Origin of the sequence: Paenibacillus sp. B2(2019) (genome assembly GCF_008370385.1) — a bacterium.
Classification (GTDB): domain Bacteria; phylum Bacillota; class Bacilli; order Paenibacillales; family Paenibacillaceae; genus Paenibacillus_AQ.
Genome location: NZ_VTZR01000002.1, coordinates 383691 through 407707, shown reverse-complemented (window position 1 = coordinate 407707; position 24017 = coordinate 383691). Strand labels below are relative to the sequence as shown.

The 24017-nt window shown below is 43.4% G+C and carries 21 protein-coding genes and 1 pseudogene; 4 read left to right on the top strand and 18 right to left on the bottom strand.

Going from position 1 to position 24017, the window contains the following annotated elements:
• Positions 1-52: 52 nt before the first annotated feature.
• The 10 genes from PAENI_RS02160 to PAENI_RS02115 form a co-directional block, all read right to left on the bottom strand.
• Entirely contained in the window at positions 53-700 is a 648-nt protein-coding gene (locus PAENI_RS02160; protein WP_052404250.1) for a DUF1775 domain-containing protein, read from the bottom strand.
• 52 nt (positions 701-752) lie between these two features.
• The gene (locus PAENI_RS02155) at positions 753-1418 is read right to left on the bottom strand and encodes a response regulator (protein ID WP_149644102.1); all 666 of its coding nucleotides are present in this window, start codon (positions 1416-1418) and stop codon (positions 753-755) included.
• Entirely contained in the window at positions 1415-2233 is an 819-nt protein-coding gene (locus tag PAENI_RS02150; protein WP_149644101.1) for a sensor histidine kinase, read from the bottom strand. Before PAENI_RS02150 ends, PAENI_RS02155 begins: the two co-directional genes overlap by 4 nt.
• A 244-nt stretch (positions 2234-2477) precedes the next feature.
• Positions 2478-3437, bottom strand: a complete 960-nt coding sequence (locus PAENI_RS02145) for a hypothetical protein (RefSeq protein WP_149644100.1) — start codon at positions 3435-3437, stop codon at positions 2478-2480.
• Positions 3438-3457: 20 nt separating this feature from the next.
• On the bottom strand, positions 3458-4378 hold the full coding sequence (gene cysK, locus PAENI_RS02140) for a cysteine synthase A (RefSeq protein WP_149644099.1): 921 nt from the start codon (positions 4376-4378) through the stop codon (positions 3458-3460).
• A 154-nt stretch (positions 4379-4532) separates the two neighbouring features.
• Complete coding sequence (locus PAENI_RS02135) at positions 4533-8453, bottom strand: galactose-binding domain-containing protein (RefSeq protein WP_149644098.1); 3921 nt, start codon at positions 8451-8453, stop codon at positions 4533-4535.
• 361 nt (positions 8454-8814) lie between these two features.
• Positions 8815-10509 (bottom strand): methyl-accepting chemotaxis protein, encoded by a 1695-nt coding sequence (locus tag PAENI_RS02130; RefSeq protein ID WP_149644097.1) that lies wholly within the window; start codon positions 10507-10509, stop codon positions 8815-8817.
• Between the two features lie 164 nt (positions 10510-10673).
• The gene (locus PAENI_RS02125; RefSeq protein ID WP_076283011.1) at positions 10674-11372 is read right to left on the bottom strand and encodes a Crp/Fnr family transcriptional regulator; all 699 of its coding nucleotides are present in this window, start codon (positions 11370-11372) and stop codon (positions 10674-10676) included.
• Positions 11373-11570: 198 nt separating this feature from the next.
• Complete coding sequence (locus PAENI_RS02120) at positions 11571-12095, bottom strand: hypothetical protein (RefSeq protein ID WP_149644096.1); 525 nt, start codon at positions 12093-12095, stop codon at positions 11571-11573.
• Between the two features lie 24 nt (positions 12096-12119).
• Entirely contained in the window at positions 12120-13619 is a 1500-nt protein-coding gene (locus PAENI_RS02115) for a DUF4153 domain-containing protein (protein WP_149644095.1), read from the bottom strand.
• Positions 13620-13731: 112 nt separating this feature from the next.
• Here PAENI_RS02115 and PAENI_RS02110 point away from each other — a divergent pair, with 112 nt between their 5' ends.
• Positions 13732-15426 (top strand): ABC transporter substrate-binding protein, encoded by a 1695-nt coding sequence (locus PAENI_RS02110; protein WP_149644094.1) that lies wholly within the window; start codon positions 13732-13734, stop codon positions 15424-15426.
• Positions 15427-15454: 28 nt separating this feature from the next.
• Here PAENI_RS02110 and PAENI_RS02105 read toward each other — a convergent pair whose 3' ends face one another.
• The 6 genes from PAENI_RS02105 to PAENI_RS02080 all read right to left on the bottom strand — a co-directional run bounded on the left by PAENI_RS02105 (position 15455) and on the right by PAENI_RS02080 (position 20150).
• Complete coding sequence (locus PAENI_RS02105; protein ID WP_076298428.1) at positions 15455-15925, bottom strand: DinB family protein; 471 nt, start codon at positions 15923-15925, stop codon at positions 15455-15457.
• A gap of 14 nt (positions 15926-15939) precedes the next feature.
• On the bottom strand, positions 15940-16383 hold the full coding sequence (locus PAENI_RS02100) for a GNAT family N-acetyltransferase (RefSeq protein ID WP_076298429.1): 444 nt from the start codon (positions 16381-16383) through the stop codon (positions 15940-15942).
• Between the two features lie 52 nt (positions 16384-16435).
• A complete protein-coding gene (locus PAENI_RS02095) occupies positions 16436-16882 on the bottom strand; it encodes a hypothetical protein (protein WP_149644093.1) in 447 nt (148 codons plus the stop codon).
• A complete protein-coding gene (locus tag PAENI_RS02090; protein WP_262495510.1) occupies positions 16875-17957 on the bottom strand; it encodes a sensor histidine kinase in 1083 nt (360 codons plus the stop codon). The genes PAENI_RS02095 and PAENI_RS02090 overlap by 8 nt, the downstream gene beginning before the upstream one ends.
• A gap of 396 nt (positions 17958-18353) precedes the next feature.
• On the bottom strand, positions 18354-19772 hold the full coding sequence (locus PAENI_RS02085; RefSeq protein ID WP_076298432.1) for an NAD-dependent malic enzyme: 1419 nt from the start codon (positions 19770-19772) through the stop codon (positions 18354-18356).
• 84 nt (positions 19773-19856) lie between these two features.
• On the bottom strand, positions 19857-20150 hold the full coding sequence (locus PAENI_RS02080; RefSeq protein WP_262495509.1) for a GNAT family N-acetyltransferase: 294 nt from the start codon (positions 20148-20150) through the stop codon (positions 19857-19859).
• Between the two features lie 229 nt (positions 20151-20379).
• Here PAENI_RS02080 and PAENI_RS02075 point away from each other — a divergent pair, with 229 nt between their 5' ends.
• Positions 20380-21375: an acrylyl-CoA reductase family protein gene (locus PAENI_RS02075; protein WP_149644091.1), complete on the top strand. Its 996-nt coding sequence runs from the start codon at positions 20380-20382 to the stop codon at positions 21373-21375.
• 52 nt (positions 21376-21427) lie between these two features.
• Here PAENI_RS02075 and PAENI_RS02070 read toward each other — a convergent pair whose 3' ends face one another.
• Complete coding sequence (locus tag PAENI_RS02070) at positions 21428-22246, bottom strand: cupin domain-containing protein (protein ID WP_149644090.1); 819 nt, start codon at positions 22244-22246, stop codon at positions 21428-21430.
• A 184-nt stretch (positions 22247-22430) separates the two neighbouring features.
• Between PAENI_RS02070 and PAENI_RS02065 the strand changes: the two genes are divergently transcribed.
• A complete protein-coding gene (locus PAENI_RS02065; protein ID WP_149644089.1) occupies positions 22431-23288 on the top strand; it encodes an alpha/beta hydrolase in 858 nt (285 codons plus the stop codon).
• 101 nt (positions 23289-23389) lie between these two features.
• On the opposite strand, the gene PAENI_RS02060 is transcribed toward PAENI_RS02065, so the two are convergent.
• Entirely contained in the window at positions 23390-23884 is a 495-nt protein-coding gene (locus PAENI_RS02060; protein ID WP_149644088.1) for a hypothetical protein, read from the bottom strand.
• An 82-nt stretch (positions 23885-23966) separates the two neighbouring features.
• Between PAENI_RS02060 and PAENI_RS33000 the strand changes: the two are divergent.
• Positions 23967-24014 (top strand): annotated as a pseudogene (locus PAENI_RS33000) (excalibur calcium-binding domain-containing protein); the annotation flags it as partial.
• Between the last annotated feature and the right edge of the window lie 3 nt (positions 24015-24017).

Here is a 24017-nt window from a genome sequence, read left to right as displayed (position 1 = left end):
TTTTTTCTTATCAAAGTATCCAACTCAGATCACGGAATCCAACGATCTCCGCTTACTCTTTCCGCCCGCGCAATATACTTATAGCCGCTATTAAAAAGGCAAGTAAAGATATCCCGACTGCGATGTAGACCATTGGATTGACACTGTTTGATTTTTCCTCATCTTTCATAATAGCATTATGCTCTTCCATGCTCATGGAATCGCTCTTCACATTGGAACCGTGAGAATGTTCATCCCCACCGGAAGCTTGTACAATTGTAGTAATCGAATGCGGATTCTCAGTTCCAGCCTCACCGGACCATTGCACCAAGCTTCCATCGGCGTAGTGCTGATAAGCATCCCATGCAATGTCGCCAGCGGCATCAGGGTTCTTGGCCGTAAAGTAGAAGCGTTGGAATTGCCCCTTCTGAATGCCCTCACCATTAGCTATCCAGCTAACCTTATTCCCCTCAATGGTAACATCCCATCCGGGTGTAGCCTCGTATTGTTTAAACTCGGCACCTGCTGGAACTCGTAGATCAACTTGTACAGTTGCCACGTCTTTTTCCGAAGGAACCTTTAATGTATAAGTCTCCCATGCCCCCGTGCTAGATTGTGCTGGTGCCACGGTTACGTGCGCGCTAGCCACTGCTGCGAACAATAACAGTGTTGCTGCAGCTGGTGCGAATAGCGTCATTATTTTGCGAGATAATCTGTTCATGGTTAGCCTCTTCTCATAAGTAATCATATAAATTTTGTCATTTAACAACCCACTATATATCCTTTGAAAAATCTCGTTTACGCGAAGCAAGCCCTTGCTCCAAGGCATAACGCGTCAGCTGCGTTCGGTTTTGGAGTTGCAGCTTTTGGAGGATGTTCTTCAAATGGTTTTTTACGGTATGCTCCGAAATCCCCAAGCTCACTGCAATCTCCTTGTTTTTTGATCCAGAAGATACACAGCTTAAAATTTCTTTCTCTCTAGCCGTCAACGACTCCCCTTCATCCGTTACAGAGGGTACGGTGAACTCCTTCAAGATTTGAAAAGCCAGCTCCCGACTAAGTGGTGCTTCTTCATTAACAATGGCCTGCAAATATTGAATCCAGGTGGAAGGTGCCAGATTCTTTAGCAAATACCCCTGTGCTCCTTGCTTTAGCGCTTCGAGGAGGTGGGAAATTTCGTCCGATACGGTAACGATAACGATTTTGACATAAGGATATTCCTGCTTGATCCGGCGAGTAGTCTCCAGCCCGTCCATTTCCGGCATCTGAATATCGATTAGGATGAGATCAGGCATCCACTGGGCTGTAAAAGCGATCGCTTCAGCACCACTCTCCACTACTCCAATGACCTCAAAACTATCATCCATGGACAAAATCTCGCACATCGCCTCACGTGCATGCGCATGGTCATCTACAACTAAAACCCGGTATCGGCTCATGGACTGACTTCCCCTTTCGTAATTTCAACCTGGGTGCCTGTGTCACCAGAAGTCAGCCTAAGCTTCCAGCCCATCCCCTCGACACGTTCCTTCATGATCTGAAGTCCGTAGCTGCCACTCACTTCAAATGGATCATGCTGAAATCCTTCTCCATTGTCTGTAACAACTACCCTCCAGTTCTTCTCATCGCCAGCGCCAGTAATTGAAACCAGTCCAGCTCGTGTATGCTTACGAACATTAATGATCGCTTCGCGAATACAGGATAACAATTCTGATTTTTCCGAAGGGGAGAGCGCATCATCTTGCAGGCTCCATTCGAGAGAGGCTTCGATCATAATCTCGTTCGCCATCTGAGCTAGCTGATCTTTTACCGACTGTTCCAATGAAAAAGAACTCTGCTCTGAGACCGGAATCTTCAGATTGGCAATGGCCTGCCGTACATAACGGTTCACCTCATGGACCGTCTTTTTGATCTGATCCACATTTTCCTCACTGACCTCACCATTCTTGCGGCTTGCTTCTAGCCGGTCGATTTTGACAGATAAGAGAAATAAGGATTGCGCCATTCCATCATGCAGTTCTTTGGCAAGTCCTTCCCGAGCCTTCATTGCATCTTTAAGCGCACGTTCCTGCTCCAGCTCCCGCTGATTCCGCTCCATAAGAGAGAACAAAGGGACGAGCAACACAAGACTGACTAAAAACACCAGGACTGGCGTCAAATAGTTCCCCAAATCCATAGAAATATAAGGCATTAGAAACTGGTGACGCACAATCTCCCAGATCCCCACCATTAGCGTTGGCAGTAACAGGATCATATACTTTATTTGTTTATACGTTGCCGTCCCCTCCTGCACATCTTATGCTTAACAATATCACCGTCTCATCTAAGCTACATGACTCGATCGGGCTATATAGACCCATTAATGTTACAAATTTAAGTATTTTAAAAGGAGATTACCGACATTTATAATATCATAAGCAATATTCTTATATTGTAGCAAAAAAAAGATACATCTTACGATGCACCCAATCATTTCTACTTTTACTGCGAAATCCTACCTAAAGTGGTGAAGTATAACGTCCATATTGGATATCCATTTCTTTAAACGAATCTCCCTCTTTTTTCAGAAAAAACGTATTTACTCCCTCTGAGCCCCACCAATTCAGCCCCAGTAGTGGGCCCTCTGAGGTTTCAGCAGCAAAAAGGATGGAGAACATTTCAGGCATAACCTCTCCGCCATCATCCACCCGCCAGACCGAATATTCATCTCCTTGAATCACCGCTGGATAGTCCATGAAGGTAAATTCATCTTTTTCTTTCCAAACGAGACTAAATAACATATCCTGATCCAGCCTTACGAATTGAACGAGATACAGCTGTCGATCTGTAGATAGGTCTGCCAGCTTCCATATTTTCTGAATTTCACGTTTTTTCGTATCTACAATACGCTGTCGAACACTTTCCTCCACAGTAGATAAAGCTTCTTGACCCTCTAAGGATTCAATAGGCAAAAGCGCATCAACCTTAAAGTCTGTTTGATCCGTCAAATAGTAGGTTTCATCCGGAGTCGCACTTGCTTCTTCCACCGTAAAAAGATAACCCGCCAGATTTACAAAATTATGTGCCATCTCCCGGCCATTGCTGTTCTCTGTTCCATCCTGCCATTTATTAAATTTAATCTTTAACACATTCCCCTGATCACCAATAGCCTCATTTAATTGTGCCATCTCCTGATCCAGCCCTTTTTCATGCCCAGTGACTAGAATATTCCGCCCCTCTGCATCCGCAAAGCCAAAATTCGTCTTCAGCTTCTCAGTATCTAGATATGCTTCAGTCTTCTGCTTGCTTGGAGTTGGTAATGGCTCTGCGCTTGGAGGAAGAGTTGGTGAAGGCAGTACAGTTTCCGCACTTTTTTCCGGTGTAGACTCAACGTGATCGCCATCACTGGTCAAAGAGTTGTTGCTGGAACAACCCACCAACATAAGAACAATAAAGAAAATTACCCTAAGCTTATTCATTCTTTTTCCTCCAAACGAAGTTAGAATATTCCCATGCTCAGGTAACGTTCCCCCGCATCAGGTGCAATACATAGCACTCGCTTGCCGGCCCCGAGGCGCCGTGCTTCCTGCAATGCTGTCCATACTGCGGCTCCACCTGATGGGCCAAGCAGAATCCCTTCCTGTGCTGCCAGCATTCTCACGGTATTCAGTGCATCTTCATCCGAAACTTGAACAATTTCATCGTAGACCTTTGTATTCAGAATGGCGGGTATAAAGCCCGGACTGGTTCCAACCAGCTTATGCGGTCCAGGCTTTCCACCGGATAACACTGGTGAGCCCAGCGGCTCAACAACTAGAATACGAATATCTGGAAGCTGCTCACGCAACACTTCCCCAGTTCCAGTTATCGTACCACCTGTTCCCGAAGAAGCAACGAAAACGTCCAGCTTCCCTTCCATTTGCTCCATAATTTCAAGAGCTGTCGTAGTGCGGTGAATGTCAGGGTTCGCTTTGTTCTCAAATTGCTGTGGAATAAAGCTGTTTTCCACTTCTTTCCCTAGCGCAATTGCTTTTGCAATAGCTCCCGGCATCCGCTCCGCTGCAGGAGTCAGCACAACTTCAGCGCCATAAGCCTTTAGAATATTGATTCGTTCTTTCGTCATATTGTCAGGCATGACAAGAATCGCTTTATAGCCTTTTGCAGCGGCATTCATAGCCAATCCAATGCCTGTATTTCCGCTTGTCGGCTCTATAATGGTCCCTCCGGGCTTCAGCAGCCCGGCTAGTTCTGCTTGCAGGATCAGATTATAAGCTGCTCTATCCTTTACACTGCCACTGGGATTGAAGCGTTCCAGCTTCACATATAGTTCTGCATCTTGGGGGGTGGTCAACCGATTTAGTCGCACAACGGGTGTATTCCCAATCAGCTCAGTTATATTGTTAACAACTAGTGGTGTCATATATAGAGCCTCCTTCATTACTTTACATACCCTTCATTGTAACTTGAGTGGCATCTCCTGTCGATTCTGGAGCTTGCAGGCTCCCTAAGTTAAAAAGCCGCCTCCCAAATTTATGGGTAGGCGGCTTCATTATAACTAACTACTGATCAACGATTTACGGATTCACGTTAATAGTAAAAGTAGATGTATTATTCTTAATATTCGTTACCGTGTTCGTAATCTTCAGATTGTTGAAGGTTGCTGAGCCTCTGGCTGGACCTTGACCTGCCTCAGCAGCTTCATTCACCCAGATGCCCACTCCGGATTTACTATCAAAAGCATCGCCGCTCTTCTGCGCACCGGTAATTGTAACATTATTAAAGATGGTATCTGTTACTGGGAATTGTGGAGTGGAACCTACATAGTTGGTCTGGAACATGATGCCATGATAGGTCGGATCAATGATATCCACATCATTGACTCGGATACCTTGGAAGACCTTGGAGGCCGAGAATACCCAGATCGCCGGGAAAGTCTGCGCGCCCCAGAAATGCCCACCTGCACGAACAATAGAAATATTCTCAAAATTCGTAGTCGGTGAAGCTCCGAAGCCATTCATTGGATACCCAAAGTCTAAAGAGCTTATTGTAATCCCGGAGTAGCAAAGTGTATCCGCAATATAAATGTTACGGAAGGTATTTGCGTATCCACCATAGACAGCTACACCAGCAGCACGCCAAGTCAAGATTGAAGTGAGGTTCTCATAGATGTTATCCTTCATATCTGCACCACCGGAATCAATCGCCGAGAACAATGCAAAGCTATCATCACCTGTTGCCCGTGCTTCAATATTAGACACGAGGTTATTCGTGCTTCCATTTGTCATATTGATGCCGTCAGCGAAGGTGTTACGGATACGAGAGTTTTTTATCACCATGTTATCCGTATTGGCTCCCCAGTACATACATACCTGATGTTCAGTCCAGATGTTGTCGATCGTAATGTTCGCCACATTGGAGAAATCAAATACTTTACCAGGACCGTCGATACGAGAAGTATAGTTTCCAAAATAAGCGAAATTCGCAAAGGTAGATCCATTTGCAGTATCACTGGCTCGGAATCCGACATCAGTATTCTCTTGGTTAGTTGGAGCAATGAACCTTGTATACCAAGGACCCGCACCGATAACCTTCACTGCCTTGCCGTAGACCTGAAACTTGTTAGAGGTCTGATAGTTTCCTGGTGGCAAATATACACCTACGAGATTTCCTGTGGTGTCCATCCGCACTTTATCAAGCGCATTTTGAACATCCTGATGCGTAAAGCCTGCAGGAACAGTGTATTTAGCCGGATCTGGATTAGCAATCGGTGAAACCTGCTCCAGACTGATGAAGTCGATGGCGTATTGAGAAGTGTTAGCGGTATCCTTTTGTAAACGGATCGTACTTCCTGCCGGAATGGTACTATCAAACATAATGTTAGCTTCATCATAAATATGCCGTGGAGAACCTGCGCTTGGCGAATTTCCAGGACTTGTCTCAGAACCGTACAACCATGCATATTTAGAGGTTAAGTTAATAGCTTTGCTAAAGACACCATTAACATAGATGTTAAGCGTAGCATTTGTGCCGTCACCACTCGCTGAATCTGGAATCGAGAAACGAGTAACCAGAGTGTTCGTGCTGGCTTTTGTCGTGAATTCAACATAGCTACCTGTGGTGTTCAGAGTGACTGCTCTTCTGCCTGAAGCCTCACCTGCAGGATCGCCGATGGTCCGGTTGGCTGAAAGCTTCACGGCCCCACCGCCAATAACTCCATCCTCAGCCTCATACATGTCGTAAGGCATGTTCGCACCTCGACCGATGAACAGTGACTGCGTCTGAATATTATTAGCCCGTTTTACAGGCAGCTCATTAGCATCTACTGCAATTTCACTCTTCACAGTATATTTGCCATTTCCTGCAGTCCAATTACCAAGAGCTACAGGCGCTGTGGTTACCCCACTTGCGATCACGCCGTTATAGGAACCCGTTAGAGTCTTAACCACCGTATTAGTAGTAGCATCTAAAACCGTCAGAGTTATGTTATGCGCACCACTCGCGGAAGCTGCTGTACCTTGATTCTTAATGGCCACTGAGAAGCTTACAGTGTTGCCGCCTGCTGGATTGCCAGGTGTCCAACTGACGGAGGAAGCAACCAGATCAGAACTGGACACTGGAGCAATAATAAGGGAAGCCGGACTCGTAAAACTATTATTCCCCTCATTTGATTCAATCACTGTATTATTCTCATCGACCTTTGCACTTAATGAGTAGGTTGCTGCATCTTTTGCGCCCAGGTTAAGAGATACGCTCGTTGATGCGCCAGCAGCTAGAGCACCTACTGGACTAGTACCTACAAGGGTAGTGCCCAAATAAAAATTCACATTAGTTGCAGCAGATGCTAGAGATCCGATATTCTTAACTGTTGCATTAAGAGTAATGGCATCCGTCTCAATTGGAGAGGTTGGAGTCCATGTAAGAGCAGTCACCGTCAAATCTGGATTCGCAGATGGTGTACCAATTACCTGAAATTCAGCAATTTGTCCAGCACTTGAACCAGAGTTGGTAGTGATCTTTAGCTGCAATTCACTAGCCGTAGCCGTGACCGGAATCGTCACTGTATTACCGGTTGCCGGATTAAAGGTATACACGGTCGCAGGTACAAGACTCGTAAAAGCCGTTGTATTCTGATTATGCCCAAGCACTTGAATGGTCTGAGTACGTGTGGACCACGCCGATGCAGGATTCAGCTTGAGAACAACCGATGTAACATCAGCATTACTGCCCAAATTAACAGTTAATGTGTTCGGATAACTTCCCCCTGCCCCCTCCCAATAAGTAGTTACATCACCGTCATTCGCATTCGTCTGCACAAAGGTAAAGACTGAGGACGACGCAGTTATACTTTTGTTCAAAGCCAAATTTGAACCCGTCCCAGGTGTTGGGGTTACCGTTGGTGTCGGTGTTGGTGTTACTGTCGGTGTTGGCGTTGGTGTCGGTGTTGCCGTTGGTGTCGGTGTTACTGTCGGTGTTGGTGTCGGGGTTACTGTCGGTGTTGGTGTTGGCGTTGGTGTGGCCGTTGGCATTGGGGTTGGCGTTGCCGTTGGTGATGGTGTTGCTGTCGGTGCTGAAGATGGAGTAAGGATCAGGTTGTCCAGATTCACGTTTCCAGTATCACCAGCGTCATATTTATAAGTAATCGTATTAGCACCAGCATTCAAAGCTAGCGTTTCAACCTTTGTGGACCATGTATTCCAGTTTGCCAGATTTAAAAGAGAAGATTGCTTTATTTTCGTCCCATTTACATAAATGCTTATTGTTTTTGTGCTGCCTGAAGCATTTGCATATTTTAATGCGGCATCATAGTTTCCAGCAGAGGCAACATTAACACTAAAGGAAGTCGTTGCTCCTTGTGTCAAATAGCCATCTACAAATCCGGTTCCGGTATAACCAGTATGATCTGTATTGACTTTTGCTCCACCGGATAAAGCAGCATTCTCCGCTTCATATCCTGTTGTTGGGAGTGTTGTTGTGCTGCCATAAATCTCAAATTCCGATAACTGTGCTGCTGGCCATCCAGTATTCGCCGTGAAGTTCAATTTAATATATCTAGCACTCGCAGCTGTGAAATTAATGGTCACAGTATTAGATCCGCTTGCTGGATCAAAGGTGTAATTGGCAGAGGCTGCTAAGTTAATGTAAGTAGAATCATCAGAGCTTCCCTCCACCGACAACGTTTGGGTTCTTGTTTCCCAGTTCGTCGGCAGTTTTAGAACAACCTGATTGACACTGCTTACGTCGCCTAAGTCCACTTTAATCCATTGCGGGAATGCGTTACTTACACTCTCCCAATACGTTCCTTGATTGCTGTCATTGGCATTAGTTGCTACATAAACATCGCCAAATGAGCTTGAAGTAATGCTTTTACCTTGGGCTAAATTCCCCGCAGCTAAACTCACCGAGGGGTACAACGCTAATTGACCTACAAATAATATTACAATCAAAAAATACATTACTACCGACTTACCCGTAATTTTTTTAGAAGCTGCTATCATTAGAGAACCACCTCCCAAAGTTTTGTGAAGCTATGCAGCTAATAAGAATACGCTTTCAAAATAGTATTGTTATAGACATTCGCCTCCTAAAATGGACCTGATAGTTTTCAACGAGACTTAACAATCATTTTATTATTAGCTGCCTGTCCTCCCGTATCCTTGACTCTCACTTCAATAAGTCTTTGATCTATACCCAGAGGTTGACCACAAACTAACTAATAATGGTAATAATATAAGTTATAGGCAGGTGGACGTCGATGGCGATTTCTATGCTTAGTATGTGGGATATTACGTTCAACCAAATAAAAAAAGAAAGCTCCAGAGAGCACTGGGATTCCCCCTCAACTCTCCGAAGCTCGCCTTATACATTAAATCTAACTACCAACCCCTGTAGTCCATGAGCCATTAAGTTTAATTCACTTGCAGAGGAAGCAATTTGTTCCACCGAAGCCCTTTGCTCTTGTGAGGCTACCGACACATGTTGTGTACTCGCTGCAGTCGTTTCTGCAATTGTCGTAACACTTCGAAGCGATTCCACAATCTCATCCGTAGCCGCTGTGATCTCTTCCACAGCTCCGGATACTTCCTGAACCTGCTCGGCTAGTGAATCTATAGATAACCGAATCTCACTAAAGGAACGTCCAGCCTGCTGAATAATCTCCGTGCCTCCCCTTACTTCACTCATACTACTCATCATAACCTTCATCGCATTATCTGCTTCACTTTGAATCCCGCTCGCCATTTCCGCAATTTGATTAGCGGATTCTGTAGACTGCTCAGCCAGCTTACGAACTTGATCAGCAACTACAGCGAATCCTCTACCTTGTTCACCCGCGCGGGCTGCCTCAATTGTCGCATTTAACGCCAGCATATTTGTCTGCGAAGCAATCCCTTTTATAACTCCTACAGCACTGCCAATTTCCTGTGATCGATTCACAAAGCCTTGGACTTGCTGTGACAAAGAATGTATAGATCGATTAATGGATTCCACCTGCTGCCCTGCTGCCTGAAGTGATTCATCTCCGGCAATAGCAAATGACGCAGAGCGATGCGAGGCTTCAGAAATATCCTGAACACTAGAGGCAATTTGACCGATTCCAATCGATATTTCTGAGAACGATATTGTATTGGTCTGTAGATCATTCATCTGTTTAGCAGTTCCCAAAGCTACTTCGCCGATAATATCCGATATTCGTTCTGTGGCACCTGCTGTCACTCCACTATCTGAGGTAAGATTTGTAGAGGAATTCGCAAGACTATTCGCCGATAGCTTCACTTGTTCAATCATCGAGCCCAAATTTTCTGTCATTTTATTAAAATTAAACGCCAGTTCACCAATCTCATCTTTTGACCGGACGTTTAGTTTGCGAGTAAGATCGGCATCTCCATCTGCAATCTCCTTCAGCTGTGTGTTCACATCACGAAGTGGTTTAATAATTCGTCCAGATATTAATAGTGCAAGAATTAGGGCAAGAACAACCGATAATCCGGTCACACCAAAGCTAGTAATCATAGCGTTATTACGATGGGCTTCTGCTTGACTCTGCCCGTTCTGTATTGCCTCCATGAGCATGCTCTGGAATACAATCTGAGATTCAATCATTGCATCTAAAGATAAATTGGTAAACTTCTTCTGCGCTTCCGGGAAGTTTCCATCCTTGGCTAAGGCGAAGGCTTCCTTCAAAACGATCAAATAATCATTCCATTTCCCCTTCAGCTCCGTTACACCCTTTAGTTCTTCTTCATTTAATCTAACACTCTCCAGCTCCTTGATGGCATTCTCAATCAATGGGAGCGTCTCTTCGTACTTAGAAAGATATGATTTCCGCTCAGCCTCTGTGTTGCTCATCACATAACGAGCCCCTAGCTCATCTGCCGTACGAATTTTATCCGTTAATCCCTGTACAAGCGACAGTTTGTTCCAGTTGCGATTGACCTGATCCGTCAGCATCGTAGCCTTTCCTTGAAACCATGTGTTTCCTGCTATTGCCACTAGAAAGACCACAATCACAGCAGTAAATCCCAATATCATTTTTCCGCGGATATTTCTGAACATCGTTGTTCCTCATCTCTATATGTATAGTAGGTTTCTAATTGGTACTTTTATCCTACTATCGTTCCCTTAAGCCACTCTGAATTTGAACTGAATGTTCGCTTAAAAAAACAAAAAGACCTCTACGTCCGGCCCAAGGCTGGAACTAATGGTCTTTAGAGATCTTTTTATTCGTATAAATTTCCGTTCGCCAGCTCAGCGAGCTTCCCTTCGTCCAGTACGCTTAGGCGTCCACGATTTCGTGTAATAATTCCTTCATCAATGAACCGACGCACGATCCGGTTAAGATGCCGATAACTTGTACCTAACAACTCTGCTGTCTCTATAAGGCTAGAGGTCCGAATCTCCTCCACACGTCGGTCACCGTTTTTATCGGCGAATAAAGACATCAAATAGCTGGCAAATCGATTCTCGACCGGATACAACAGGTTAAGTGCGGAGGCTTGACCGAGCGTATGCAATTTGTGACTAAGTTCCCCTACGAGAAAACGTAACAAAGCTGTATTTTCCTCAAGCTCTCTCAGCAGTAATCTTCTCCCGGCAAAAAGAATCAAGCTCTCACCCACAGACTCCACTTGATTCTTGACAGGAAAGCGATGAAGCAGCTCCACATCCCCAATCACTGATATCGGATTTGTAAACCGCACCAGCATAGATTTGCCGTTCGGCAGCAGTGTCTGAATTTTGAGCTTGCCCTCAACCAATATGAACATCCCATCCAACTGATCGCCAACCAAACACAGCTTCTCTTCATCCGTATAACGTCTCAATTCCATTTTATACGTGACTAGCGGGCTAAAAATTCCGTCCAGACCGTTCTTCACTGCCAAGGCACGGACAGCTTCACGGTCATTTATCGTTTGCATGTGGTGCCCCCTCTATTGTTTGCTCAAATAAGTGTAATTTAGAATACCCCACAAAAAAAGGACATATGTCCTTTTTAATAATATAAGAAAGTATAAGTTTCACACAATACTATATTTCTTATATTTCTCGCTTAACCGCTTATCGACCTTATAAGGAAGCCGAAGGCGTTTATGCTTGTAAGGATATCCCAAAACATCTTACATCACAACAGAGTCCACACTATATCGGATCATATTCACTTTCTGATCTTGTAACCAAAATTCTAAATTCCGATGATTGATTTTATCCACATACCCGATAATCTCAGCCCCTTGTTCCCCTCTTTTATAATAAGAAGAGCCATAAGCTCCAATCACATCATCTGTAGAAGACCCCACATGAATACCTCTGGCAGTACTCATCTTCAGATCTGAATAGACGCTAATTAGAATGATTTTATCGTCACCACGCGCTGTGGCTACTGTTGTTTCGTTGTCCAAATGATAATACTGATACCGTTCAATATCGTCACGTGGTTTAGGTGCCTGGGTGAGCGATTCGAGGTTCTGAAGCAGCTGGATGCCTCCCAGACGTTCCTGCTCTAGATTGCTGCTGGATACGCGAGAGTAATGACTTTGTCTTGGGGCATTGTATAAATAAATATGATAGATCCCATAACTTATACCTACCGTAATAAAAATGATGATAAATAACCAGCCGTTACTAAATGGCTTTTTTCTCACTTTCCTCACACCTTCTTCTAACCTTTACTGTGCAAAATACTTCTCCAGCTCACGCTGCGCCTGATATTCCGGGAAATTAAAGGACTGCCACTTCCGCTCTCGCTGAGCACCGTCCCACCATTTGTTTTTCAAAAATTGATCTAGCATCCCGTCTTCCTTACGACTGAACTTAATCAGAGAAGGGATGACTTCCGGTGACAGACCAACCAAATAATCAGCATCCAGCTTACCATTCACCTCATAACGCTCCATATTCTTATTAGCTATAATGACATCCATACCTATATAGTTCATAACAACATAAGAGGTCAGACCTAGCACAATATAACATTTAGCCAACGGCAAACGGGGTACAACAATCCGCACAGCTGCAAGAATCAACAGCAAACCCATAAATATCATAAATGCATGAACTAGGAAACGAATCGTAGTATATCCATACGCCTCTTCATATAGGGTTAGTCTAGTATAGGCAGAATACAACATAACAGTTGAACAGCCGACCAAGATATACAGCATAATATTAATGACTTTTTGGAGCAGTCCGCCCCTCTTTCCTTCTGATCCCAATGCCAGCATTAGAATCACGAAATTAATCGCGGTCACCATAATTAACTCGAAGAATCCACTACGAGCGTAATCAGCATAGGAACTACCCTCTGGTAACATCCCTTCCCAAGCTCCAAACAAGTAAGAAAATTGGACGATTACGAACAGAACATATACCGTGTTAATAGCTATAAGAATTGTCGTCATAATTACTGGATCAACCTTAAAGGTCACAGGCGCCTGCACAGGTCCATACTCTCTTGGTTGCACATTCCAGTCATAGATCTTCGAATCTACAAAGCCCCATACTAAGCCGAACAATCCCATGCCCATCAGGAATATCCACAACGTCCGCACAATAATTTCACCAAATGAAATTCGATCCAGCATATTTGGCAGCCATATTAACACATGATGAAACACACCATCGGCGGAGGCCAGCAGGGTAATTACAACAAGCAGTATCGGTAAAGAGATCGCAAGTCCTGTAAACACTTTCCCCAGCACTTGCTTGCGTTCATCCTTCACCTTACTATCACTGCTACTTTTGAAGTCCTTGAACACAGTACCCCAGTGGCGAAAGTTCTGTGGAAGCAAATGCTCTAGTGTATCCCAAAGTATTCTGAATTGACTCCAAGAGGGGCGTTTATCACTTAGCAAATAAGTCATATGTAATAAAATCAGCACAGGGATTACTAATAGGTTCAACCCAAAGTAGAAAAGATTATGAAACAACACATAGGTCATCGAGAGTAGAAAAATCGCTCCAAACCAGAAATAACTGAGTTTGGTCAGTTTGCGCATTTTAGCCTTAGCGTAATAAAGCATATACACATAAAACAGACAAACGAAGATAGGATAAGAAACACCTGGCAACTTTCCGTAGAACAACAACTGATGAACAATCGCCAGTAAGAAGGCAACAATTAAAGCGGCAAGTGATCGATTAAGCTTAAGCTCCGTTTCATCGGTCATGGTAAACACCCCCATATTCTTACTTTCTTATCCTTATTCTAAGTGATAAAATAAGAAAAAAAAGAGAAAGAATTCTTTAATAATTTCCTATTTTCTGAAAGGGACTTAAACCATGAAGCTGCATAGCCAATATTTAAAGCTGCACTCACAGTTTGGGGGAGTCACAGAAATCTCAGTTACGATGGATGAGCTAGCCTTGACCTTCGGATGTACACACCGCAATGCCATGCATATTGTGAATAAAATGATGCAGCTGGAATGGGTCCAATGGACGCCTAAGCGCGGACGTGGAAGTCGTTCCTTATTACAGTTCCTTGTCCCTTCCGAAGAAATTGCGCTTCAATCCATGATGCAGGCTATCAGCCGTAAAGATGTTCACAAAGCTATTGATGGCATCAAAACCCATGCCAGCTCTTCCTCGCTGCAGGATACCTTACAAGGCTGGCTGCTGACCTATTTTGGTCATCATTCCGAAATCCGTAGTGACAAACAGATTGATACCCTGCGGCTCCCCATCACCCAGCAGCTACATACCTTCGACCCGCTTCATATGAATCTATTGGCAGAGTCTTTTGTTTCCAGTCATGTCTTCGACGGATTAGTGAGACGCAGCGGGGAACGGGATAAGATTGTGCCTAGTCTTGCTCATGCCTGGGAAGTGGATGAGAGCCGTACGATTTGGACTTTTTTTCTTCGTAAAGAAGTGCTGTTCCATCATGGAAAAGTACTGACGGCAAAAGATGTAGTCTATTCCTTGGGACGGCTGATGCAAACCTCAAAGCGGACACTCTATAGCTATATTTTCAAAGAAATCCAGCAAGTTACCGCACTAAACCCATCCACCGTTCAAATTACACTTAAACAGCCCAATGAGCTATTCCTCCCTTTCTTGTGTACGAGTAGAGCGGCAATTGTTCCGCGTGATTTAGAAGGAATGGACGAACCTAGCTTTGGCCGCAGACCTGTGGGGACAGGACCATTTAAGGTTGTGGACATGAATGAGGACACTTGTGTGCTGGAGGTTTTTCCTTATTATTTTCTAGGAAGAGCTCATTTAGATCGAGTCGAAATAATGTATGTTCCGTGGGATACTGCGTCCGATTCCTCAGATCCTGGCTCGGCTTTTCATGTGATTCAGAATCCTTCATCCAACAATTCTTCTTCTTGGAGTCGGATTCATTCTGAGTCCTACATCCGTAAATTTGTTACCTGCAACACACAAAAAAAAGGACCGCTTAGCGACCCCCTTATTCGGGCAAAGATTGTATCCTGTTTAAAAGAAGAGTCAGCATCTGTAACGCATAAGTCAATGGAAGACTATGAGGTCACCTTGCAAATAACTACCATTCCGCAATATGCTAACGATGCTGAATGTATTGCTGCTAAACTAGAGCGTCAAGGTTATCCGTGTACGGTTATTTCCGTGTCTCCAGAGGAGTTCAAGGGCCCGATCCGACTGGAGTCCGACCTGATTGTTTTCTCATTATTTCGAGACGAGGATGAACAGCTTCGTTTATTTGATCTATATCTCACGCTTTCCCAGCATATAGAACCGCATACTCGTGCGGATATTGAAGGCTGGCTCTATACCATTGCACGAGAACCTAACCCTGAGGCTAGATCCGAGAGCTTTAGTATGATCGAAAACCGTCTTCTTGAGGAACATCATCTGCACATCTTGTATGAAAAACCCACCCAAACTGCTTATCTCCCCTCGGTCCGAGGAGTAAGCTTCAATAGTCAGGGCTGGGTTGATCTTCGTCATTTGTGGTTCCCGCCGCTGCTCTCCAGCGACAGTACTTCATGATATACGCAATGCCCAGTCGATTGCAGAATCATCGGAGCCCTTTTCCAATCAAATTGGCAGAAACTGGCTCCTTCCCGATTTCCCTTGCCCAAACGGACAACTGTCCGACATGATGAATTTCATGAGCGATCACATGGCGCATCACTTCACCCCAAGTATCTGTCACGATCCGGCCATCCGCCAGGTGATCCTCAAACATATTCTGCTCCAAACCCGCATGCCAAGAAAGTACAAAGGGCTCTACATCGGGCCGGAATTTCGCATCCAGTTCTCTTACCTGTTGCAAAGACTTGTAATGTTCGAAATCCTCCTGAAAATCCGGTTTACCTTGCAACACTTGAATCCAGCTCCACTCCACATCAACAATATGAAAGAGAGTCTTCAATATGCTGCCTACACCACCAGTACGTGTCCCAAGCAACTCTTCTTCAGAAATACTCTCACACCATTCGTACCATTGTTCACGAACCATCCAGTTATATTGAAAGAATGTTTGCAGATCAAGGCCTCCTTTTAATGGGAACTTAGATATTTTCGGTATCCTTCTACCTTCTCATCTCTATACCCTAACGATTCATAAAAAATATGCGCTTCCTTACGCTTCTCTCCAGAGACTAAAATGATATAAAAGCAGTCTTTCTCCTGAGCTATTTCTTCAATGGCGAGCATCAGTTTTTTGCCCACACCTTGACGACGGGCACGCGAAGAAACTACCACATTCTCAATCACCATAAACGGTTTGCAATCTCCTATTAGATCATGACAAATGATACCCATCAAAGACCCCATCAACTCCCCGTCGACAAAAGCGCCCAACAATATGTACCGACGATCTGTCTTAATCACTTTAAATACTTGTTCCATTTTATTAAGATCAGAAGGTTGATTCATTAGCTCCTGATATAAATCACCAAGTTCATGGAGAGACTCCAACTCTATTTCTTTAATAACAACCATGGATGTTCAACCTGCTTTCTTTAATTTAAGAATCTTTTTCATATATGCTCCACTATTTACGTACCTTCAGTTCAAATTCATCCTTCTGCCCATCCCACTCTACAACAACCTTAATAATCGAGTCCTCGTGTTCAAACGCCCCGCTTCCAGCTCTTTCGGACTTCAGCTCACTTTTTCTTACTCCCTCGACATCTTCTAAGGTTTTACTTCCTCCACCTGATCTTCCCTTGAAGCTATATTTAAAAGAATTAATCTTATCAAGATCCGTTTGCTCACCTTTATATTTAAGCTCAAATGTAGATTGCTGCGAGGTTTCATAATCTGGTCTTTCACCCTTTTTATCGATGAACTTCTCCGTTGCCTTTTGAACATATTCAGCCGACCATACTTTTCCTTCACCTGTAAATGTGTAATTGTGTTTATAGGTAGTTGTATTGCAGGCAGCAAGAAGAACGATGATTATTCCAGACAGCATCAGTGCGGATAGCCTCTTAATCATTATAGATCCCTCCCGATTCTGATAAAAAGCGAATAGTAACTGTTGTCCCCTTACCTTTAGAGCTATTATAATAAATTTCCCCACCATATTTTTCTACAATATTAAAGCAAATCATTAACCCTAAACCGGTTCCATTACTTTTTAATGAATAAAAAGGCGTGCCCAGCGACTTAACCTCAGCCTCTGACATCCCACTTCCTTCATCGGTGATCATGATCTCGATAAAATTATTATTTCTATTTGCTATGACTGAGACGGATTTCCCTACATCCGAGGCTTCTAGCGCATTTTTTATAATATTAATGAGTAACTGCTTAAACTCAATTTTATTAATGGAAATAAAACAATCTTCCTCTACCTTTATATCGATTTGGTTATCAGATAGCATGGCATAGGAATGAAGCAGACCCGTTACACTTTGAAGGACATCCTTCACATCCACTTTCTCTAGTCTTTGATCTCCATTTGGTTTGGATAGGGTTAGAAATTGAGAGATAATCTGTTCTACTGTGTTTAATTCATCAATCATTAAGTTGAACTTACTTTTTTTAGAATCATCAAATGAATCGTCCTCTTTGAACAATTGCAAAAAACCTCTAACCACGGTTATAGGATTTCGAATTTCATGTGCAACAGCAGCTGTTAATTGTCCTACCATCTTTAACCGCTCGGATTGCTGTAATTGTTCATAATACAGTTGCTGCTTTTTCATCCGTTTAAATGATAAATGGAAAATGAAAAATAATAATGCTTGAACAGCTATTATATTTATAATGTTGCCTATAATGTCATGATGTAAATAAGTATATAATTCACCTTTATCAATAAAGATGACATAACTAAAAGTAATTACCATCAATATTCCATTTATAATAAAGGAAAAGTAGAACAATTTTAAATCGAAAAATAGTATAGAAAGTGCAGGAATAAGGCAAATCAAAATATAGGTAGTCCAAGTTTGAGGATATAAAAAGAAAAGCGTATAGAAGTAAGCAAATCCAAAAAGAATGATGATCTTTCTAAAGGTATATGTCTCATACTTAGGATAGATCCATAAACTAATGGATAAAATCATCACGCACAAAAAATGTACAATGTATCCAAAATTAATCCCATTCAACTCTGTTGTTGACAGTATTAATCCAGATATCATAAGGGTAATGTTTAATAACATTACATTGTAATAGATTTTTCGATTCACCTGACTGTAAAACTCTTTCATGAATTCACCACTTCTATATTAATTTAACCCTTTTTTGGATACTACCCTCTCTAGAGGCAAAATTTAAGGGCACCCACTTGGATGCCCTTTCTACATCTCATACATTATTGTAATTATATCAGCCACTTTACTAAAATGGGAATAAATACTTTTAGCCCTAATTATGATACGCCTCTCAGTTATGTGTCAATCTATAAAAAAATAGACTGCTCTCTCACTAAGCAAAGCAGTCCATTTATAGTATCGCTTTTATTCCATATCCTTATCAATATCCTTAGGGATCCGGCGGGCTACATCCGTTGCAATAGCTGCATGGATCACTGCCAGACGCACTAACTCTACCACTTTTTCGTTAAAAATACTTGGGATTACGTATTGCTCATTAACCTCATCCGGATGAACGACTGAAGCAATCGCTTTTGCCGCGGCCAGCTTCATTTCAAGGTTCACTGTTTTTGCTCTGCAATCCAGTGCGCCACGGAAGATACCCGGAAAACACAGCACATTGTTGATCTGATTCGGATAGTCACTTCTACCTGTCGCTAATACGCGAACAAAAGGCTCGGCCAATTCTGGTTCAATCTCCGGTGTCGGATTAGCCATTGCAAACACAATGTTATCGCTGGCCATACTCTTGAGATGATCGACGGATAGAATCCCACCACGTGACACCCCAATAAAGACATCTGCTCCCTGCATAACCTCCGTCAGTCCACCTTCAATACCTTCCGGGTTAGTTGCATCAGCAAGCTTCCGCCATTCCTGATTATCATACTGAAGATCTTTTCTAAGAACACCTTCACGATCTACCGCGTAGATTTTGCGAGCTCCTGCCGCCAGAAGCATATTACAAATGGACACACCAGCTGCACCTATACCCACAACGACAATTCGAACATCTTCGATAGATTTATTTACTACTTTAAGCGCATTCAAAAGACCTGCCAAAACTACAACAGATGTACCGTGCTGATCATCATGAAATACCGGAATATCCAGCTCTTCGGCAAGACGACGTTCAATCTCGAAACAGCGCGGAGAACTGATATCTTCTAAGTTGATTCCCCCAAATCCAGGAGATACTGCTTTAACGATATTAATGATTTCATCTGAATCTTTAGTATTTAAGCATAGTGGAAAAGCATCGATGTTCGCTAATTGCTTAAACAGCATAGCCTTACCTTCCATAACAGGCATAGCCGCTTCCGGTCCAATATCCCCTAGTCCAAGCACAGCCGTTCCGTCTGTAACGACGGCTACTGTATTCCGCTTCATCGTCAAAGAATAGGCTTTGTTCGGATCTTCGGCAATCGCCGTACACACTCGGGCAACTCCCGGGGTATACACCAGCGATAAATCTTCCCGATTTTTGATAGGCATTTTAGGTGTGATTTCAATTTTTCCGCCAAGATGAGCTAGAAAAGTTCGATCTGATACATTAATTACTTTGACTCCTGGCATCTTCGATAGTATAGACATCATTTCTCCATTCGAGGCATCTTGCACGTTTATTGTTATATCTCGAGTTGTTACATCCTTACCTGCACGAATCACGTCAATAGCAACGATATCTCCACCTGCAGTGGCAATTCCTGAAGCAACATCACCAAAAGAAGCAACCGATTTCCGAATTTCGAGCCTGACAATCATCGTTGTTGCAATAGCCATGAATTAGCCTCTCTTTCTTCAACCCTAAGATTTCAAATACACTATACTATACCATTTAAACAAACTTTCTTCCTATTGAATAGATCACCTTAGTATTTTTCTTAAGATAGTATTCCCTTCGGCACCCGGACCAAATACATCAGGGATTGTAGCGACGGGCACAAAGCCGTTTTTACCGTAAAAAGCAATCACATCATAATCTTCTGCATAGGTTAGCATAAGTAAACAGTAAGCTCCCCTACTCTTAACAACTTCTTCTACATGCTGTAGTAAAATACCTCCTATTCCTTTTCTACGATGATCTTTACATACTCCAATATCTAGGACTTCGGCTCTTGCTCCAAGCGCGGGAATGCCAATCGGTGCCTCCTCATGCAGAACGGCAACAATACCAAAAGCGACGTCTCAGCCACTGCTCATGGTTAGGATTGTTTCTATCCAGATGGATATGTTCAACCTCAGCTAAGATATAATGTTACAATACACAATCAAAGAATCCTACACTACGTCTAACTTGCGTTATATCATAGACAATGACGAGTTGACTGATCAGAATAAATATTATATACATGTCTTACCTATAACGTAGTTGAAGGAGATTACACTTATGACAGAATCATTTCAAGCATTAGTTGTCGACAAAACAGAATCATCATTCTCCGTCGCTGTTAAGCCGGTTGCCTTAGAAGAACTACCCGCAGGAGAAGTTGTAATTAAGGTTGCATACTCCAGTGTGAATTATAAAGACGGATTAGCCAGTATCTCTAACGGAAAAATTGTAAGATCATACCCTTTTATTCCAGGCATCGACTTATCCGGTACTGTGGTGTCTTCTTCAGACGAGCGGTTTCATGAAGGACAACAAGTTATCGCTACAGGGTATGGTATGGGTGTATCTCACTTTGGAGGATATAGCGAATATACACGAATTCCTGCCGCTTGGATCACCCCACTTCCGGAAGGACTTACACTAAGAGAAGCTATGATTTATGGTACAGCTGGACTAACTGCAGCCTTGTCCATTCAAGCTCTGGAAGACAATGACTTAGCACCAGACAAAGGCAAAGTACTCGTAACGGGAGCGACCGGTGGTGTGGGTGGATCGGCTATCGCTATGCTTAGTACAAAAGGCTATAGTGTAGTGGCCAGCACTGGTAATAAAGAAGCTAACGAATATTTGAAAACTCTTGGCGCGGAAGAAGTCATTTCACGCGAAGAGGTTACGGGCGGATCTAGCAAACCATTAGAGAAGCAACTATGGCAAGGTGCTGTAGATTCCGTTGGCGGAAACTCACTTGCGTCGATTTTGAGTAAAATCTCCTACAGAGGTTCTGTTGCTGCAAGCGGCCTGACCGGTGGCACTTCTGTTCCAACTACCGTCCTTCCCTTTATTCTTAGGGGGGTTAACCTGCTCGGTATTGATTCCGTAGAGTGTCCTGCTGAGCTACGCGAAAAGGTGTGGACACGGATGGCGACTGATTTGAAGCCTGCACAGCTTGAGAACCTTGTAGATCGTGAAGTAACCTTGAATGAACTGCCACAAGCATTGGAAGATATTCTGCAAGGAAACACACGAGGCAGAGTGCTTGTCCGTTTATCTTAAGTCCTAACAAGTAAACCTCCCAGGAGATTTAATCTCAGGAGGTTTTTTGTTGTTACTCTTGATTATTTGAATATTGATAATTCGGCTGTTGTTGTACATAAGGCTGTTGGCGATAGTGCTGTTCATAGCCTTGAGTGTAGTATCCTTGCATTGGGTAAGGCTGATAATTAAATGCTTGCGTCGCTGGAGGCATTTGTGAAGATATAGGAATGGGCTGAGCTTGCATATGAGCATATGGCTGCATGTTTGGATGCATGTTAGGTTGCATATTTGGTATCATATTTGCATGCATATTCATATTAGGAGCCATATTCGGGGCCATATTATTGACTCCCTTTACTTTATCTTCCTCACAGCAGTCGGCAGGTGGGCCGATAAAGGTGCCAGGTTTAATAGGAGCTAACGCTTCCTTTACCAATGCTTCATTCAAACAGTAAGTATGGGCCAATACATTCGCAGGGGTTTTGCTCAGGATATCCGAGCCTAAGATAACCTCAGGAATAGGTGCATCAAAAATCGCGAGCAGATGTGTATTATCGACGGTTGCCACCTCATAATGCCACCAGCCTTGCGGCACGTTCGCCACTTGACCTGGACAAATTGGGAAATGTAGTAGTTCATTCGTAAACGGATTGATTAAGGACACTACTGCTGAACCGCAGATACAATAGACAAGTTCTGCCGCATTTTGATGATAATGGGGCTCCACCACATTCGATTTGCTAAGAAAAATATCAAGGAGTGAGGTATTCTCCAGTGTGTTCAACTGCTTAACCGACAGCAAATTAATGTAGTTGTTGGCATCCTTTTTAAAGAGAGTATTAGTGTTCACATCGAAAGTAAATTGTGTATTAGGGGACGTATAATCCATGTATGAAGTCACTGTTTATTCCTACCCTTCTGTTCCCGTAAATTTTTGATTTCCTAGAACAACATATGCGTTTGCCTATGCCTAGGTGCCGGAGATTCACTGACTCCAATAAAAACTCATCTTTCTCTGTCAATCGGGGCATCCTCTATAATGTTAAATTCTCACACTATACAGGAGGCAAAGTATGAAATCGATTCACATTAAAATAGTATTAGCGTTATGTATCTCTATTTTCACCATTATGGGGTTGCAGCCTTTGAATCAACACCCCGCGGTTGCAGCCGCTAACCACAAATCCTCTACCAAACAGACTCCATTAACCTTTGTTCTGATTCATGGGTCTTGGGCTACTGCAGGTTTTTGGGATGAAACAGCCTCTGAGCTTCGTAAGTTAGGGCACACCGTCTACACACCCGAATATGCAGGACATGGCGCGGATAAGAATAATAATGTAACACATGAGCAAATCACAAAGTCCGTTGTCGACTATATTAAACAAAAAGACTTGAAGGATTTTATTCTGCTCGGACATAGCTTCGGCGGATCAGTCATTCAAACAGTTTCCCAACAAGTACCTGATCGGATCAAACGGATCGTGTTCTTTGATGCCTTCGCGCCGCTTGACGGGCAAAGTGTGGCAGATCAATTTCCTGCTGAGTCACTTAAATCCTTTGAACAGCTAAGAGACGCTTCCGGTAATAACACCATCACGCTCCCTTTCCCGCTCTTCCGGGATACCTTCGTCAACACTGCCAGTCTTGCGCAAGCACAAGCCTTTTATAAACAAGCTCCGCCTGAACCAGCTACCCCACTGTTTGAAAAGCTGGATCTCAAGAAATTCTACAGTCTCCAAATCCCTAAAAGTTATCTTTATCTGACGGAAGACACGGCTATCCCACAAGGTCCATATGGGTTTCACCCGACTCAATCCAGTCATTTGGGCGTTTTCCGCTTCATCGAGGGCAAAGGTGATCATATGACCACTGTCCGAACCGAGCCAAAAATGATGGCGGAATTGATGGTCAAGGCGGGTAGAGATTAGTCGCGTAATAGCGGAATAATGCATTCAGTCAGTAAAAAAGAGCAAGCGTACGGGAATGTTCCCTACTACGCTTGCTCTTTTTACAATTCTCCGCATGTCATTTAAGGATTCGGCTTCACTCCGGTAATCACCCAGCTATTATGATCTTTAACAAGTGAGATCGTCAGTAGCATGGATGGTTCCGGACCATTTGAAGTCGCGGAATCTATGCGCATTTCTATGACCTCTGAATTCGGGTTAATTACTGTTTCTTTAGTAACCTCGTACTTTGTAATCCACGGACTGGATACGCCCGTTACCCAATTCAGTTCAACAAACTGCGGATACATAACCTTTTTGAGTTCCTTGGAAAAGATCGAATATTGAATTGACGCATTCCGGTGCTGCAAACCGAACCCGTATAGCTCAGCCGCTTGAAACGCAGAAGGCAATATGATTCGTTTAGACTCGGGAGCTGGCAAAGGCATGGCTGAGAGCAGCTTTCCATTAGACTGAATCACCGTTCCGTTATCAGGTGCACCTATTGCGATTCCTGGCAGAAGCAATACGCCTGCGATCAGAGTAGCCGCCAATTTCTTTTTACTAATCAGAATCACCTCATAGAAAGCTTTTTCACCTCATGTGAATTGAATTCTAATTATTCCCCGTTATCGCTAACTTTTATGTAACCAAAATGCCAACAAAAAAAGCGACCGTGACAATAACGGAATCGCTTGTGAGAAATAGAAA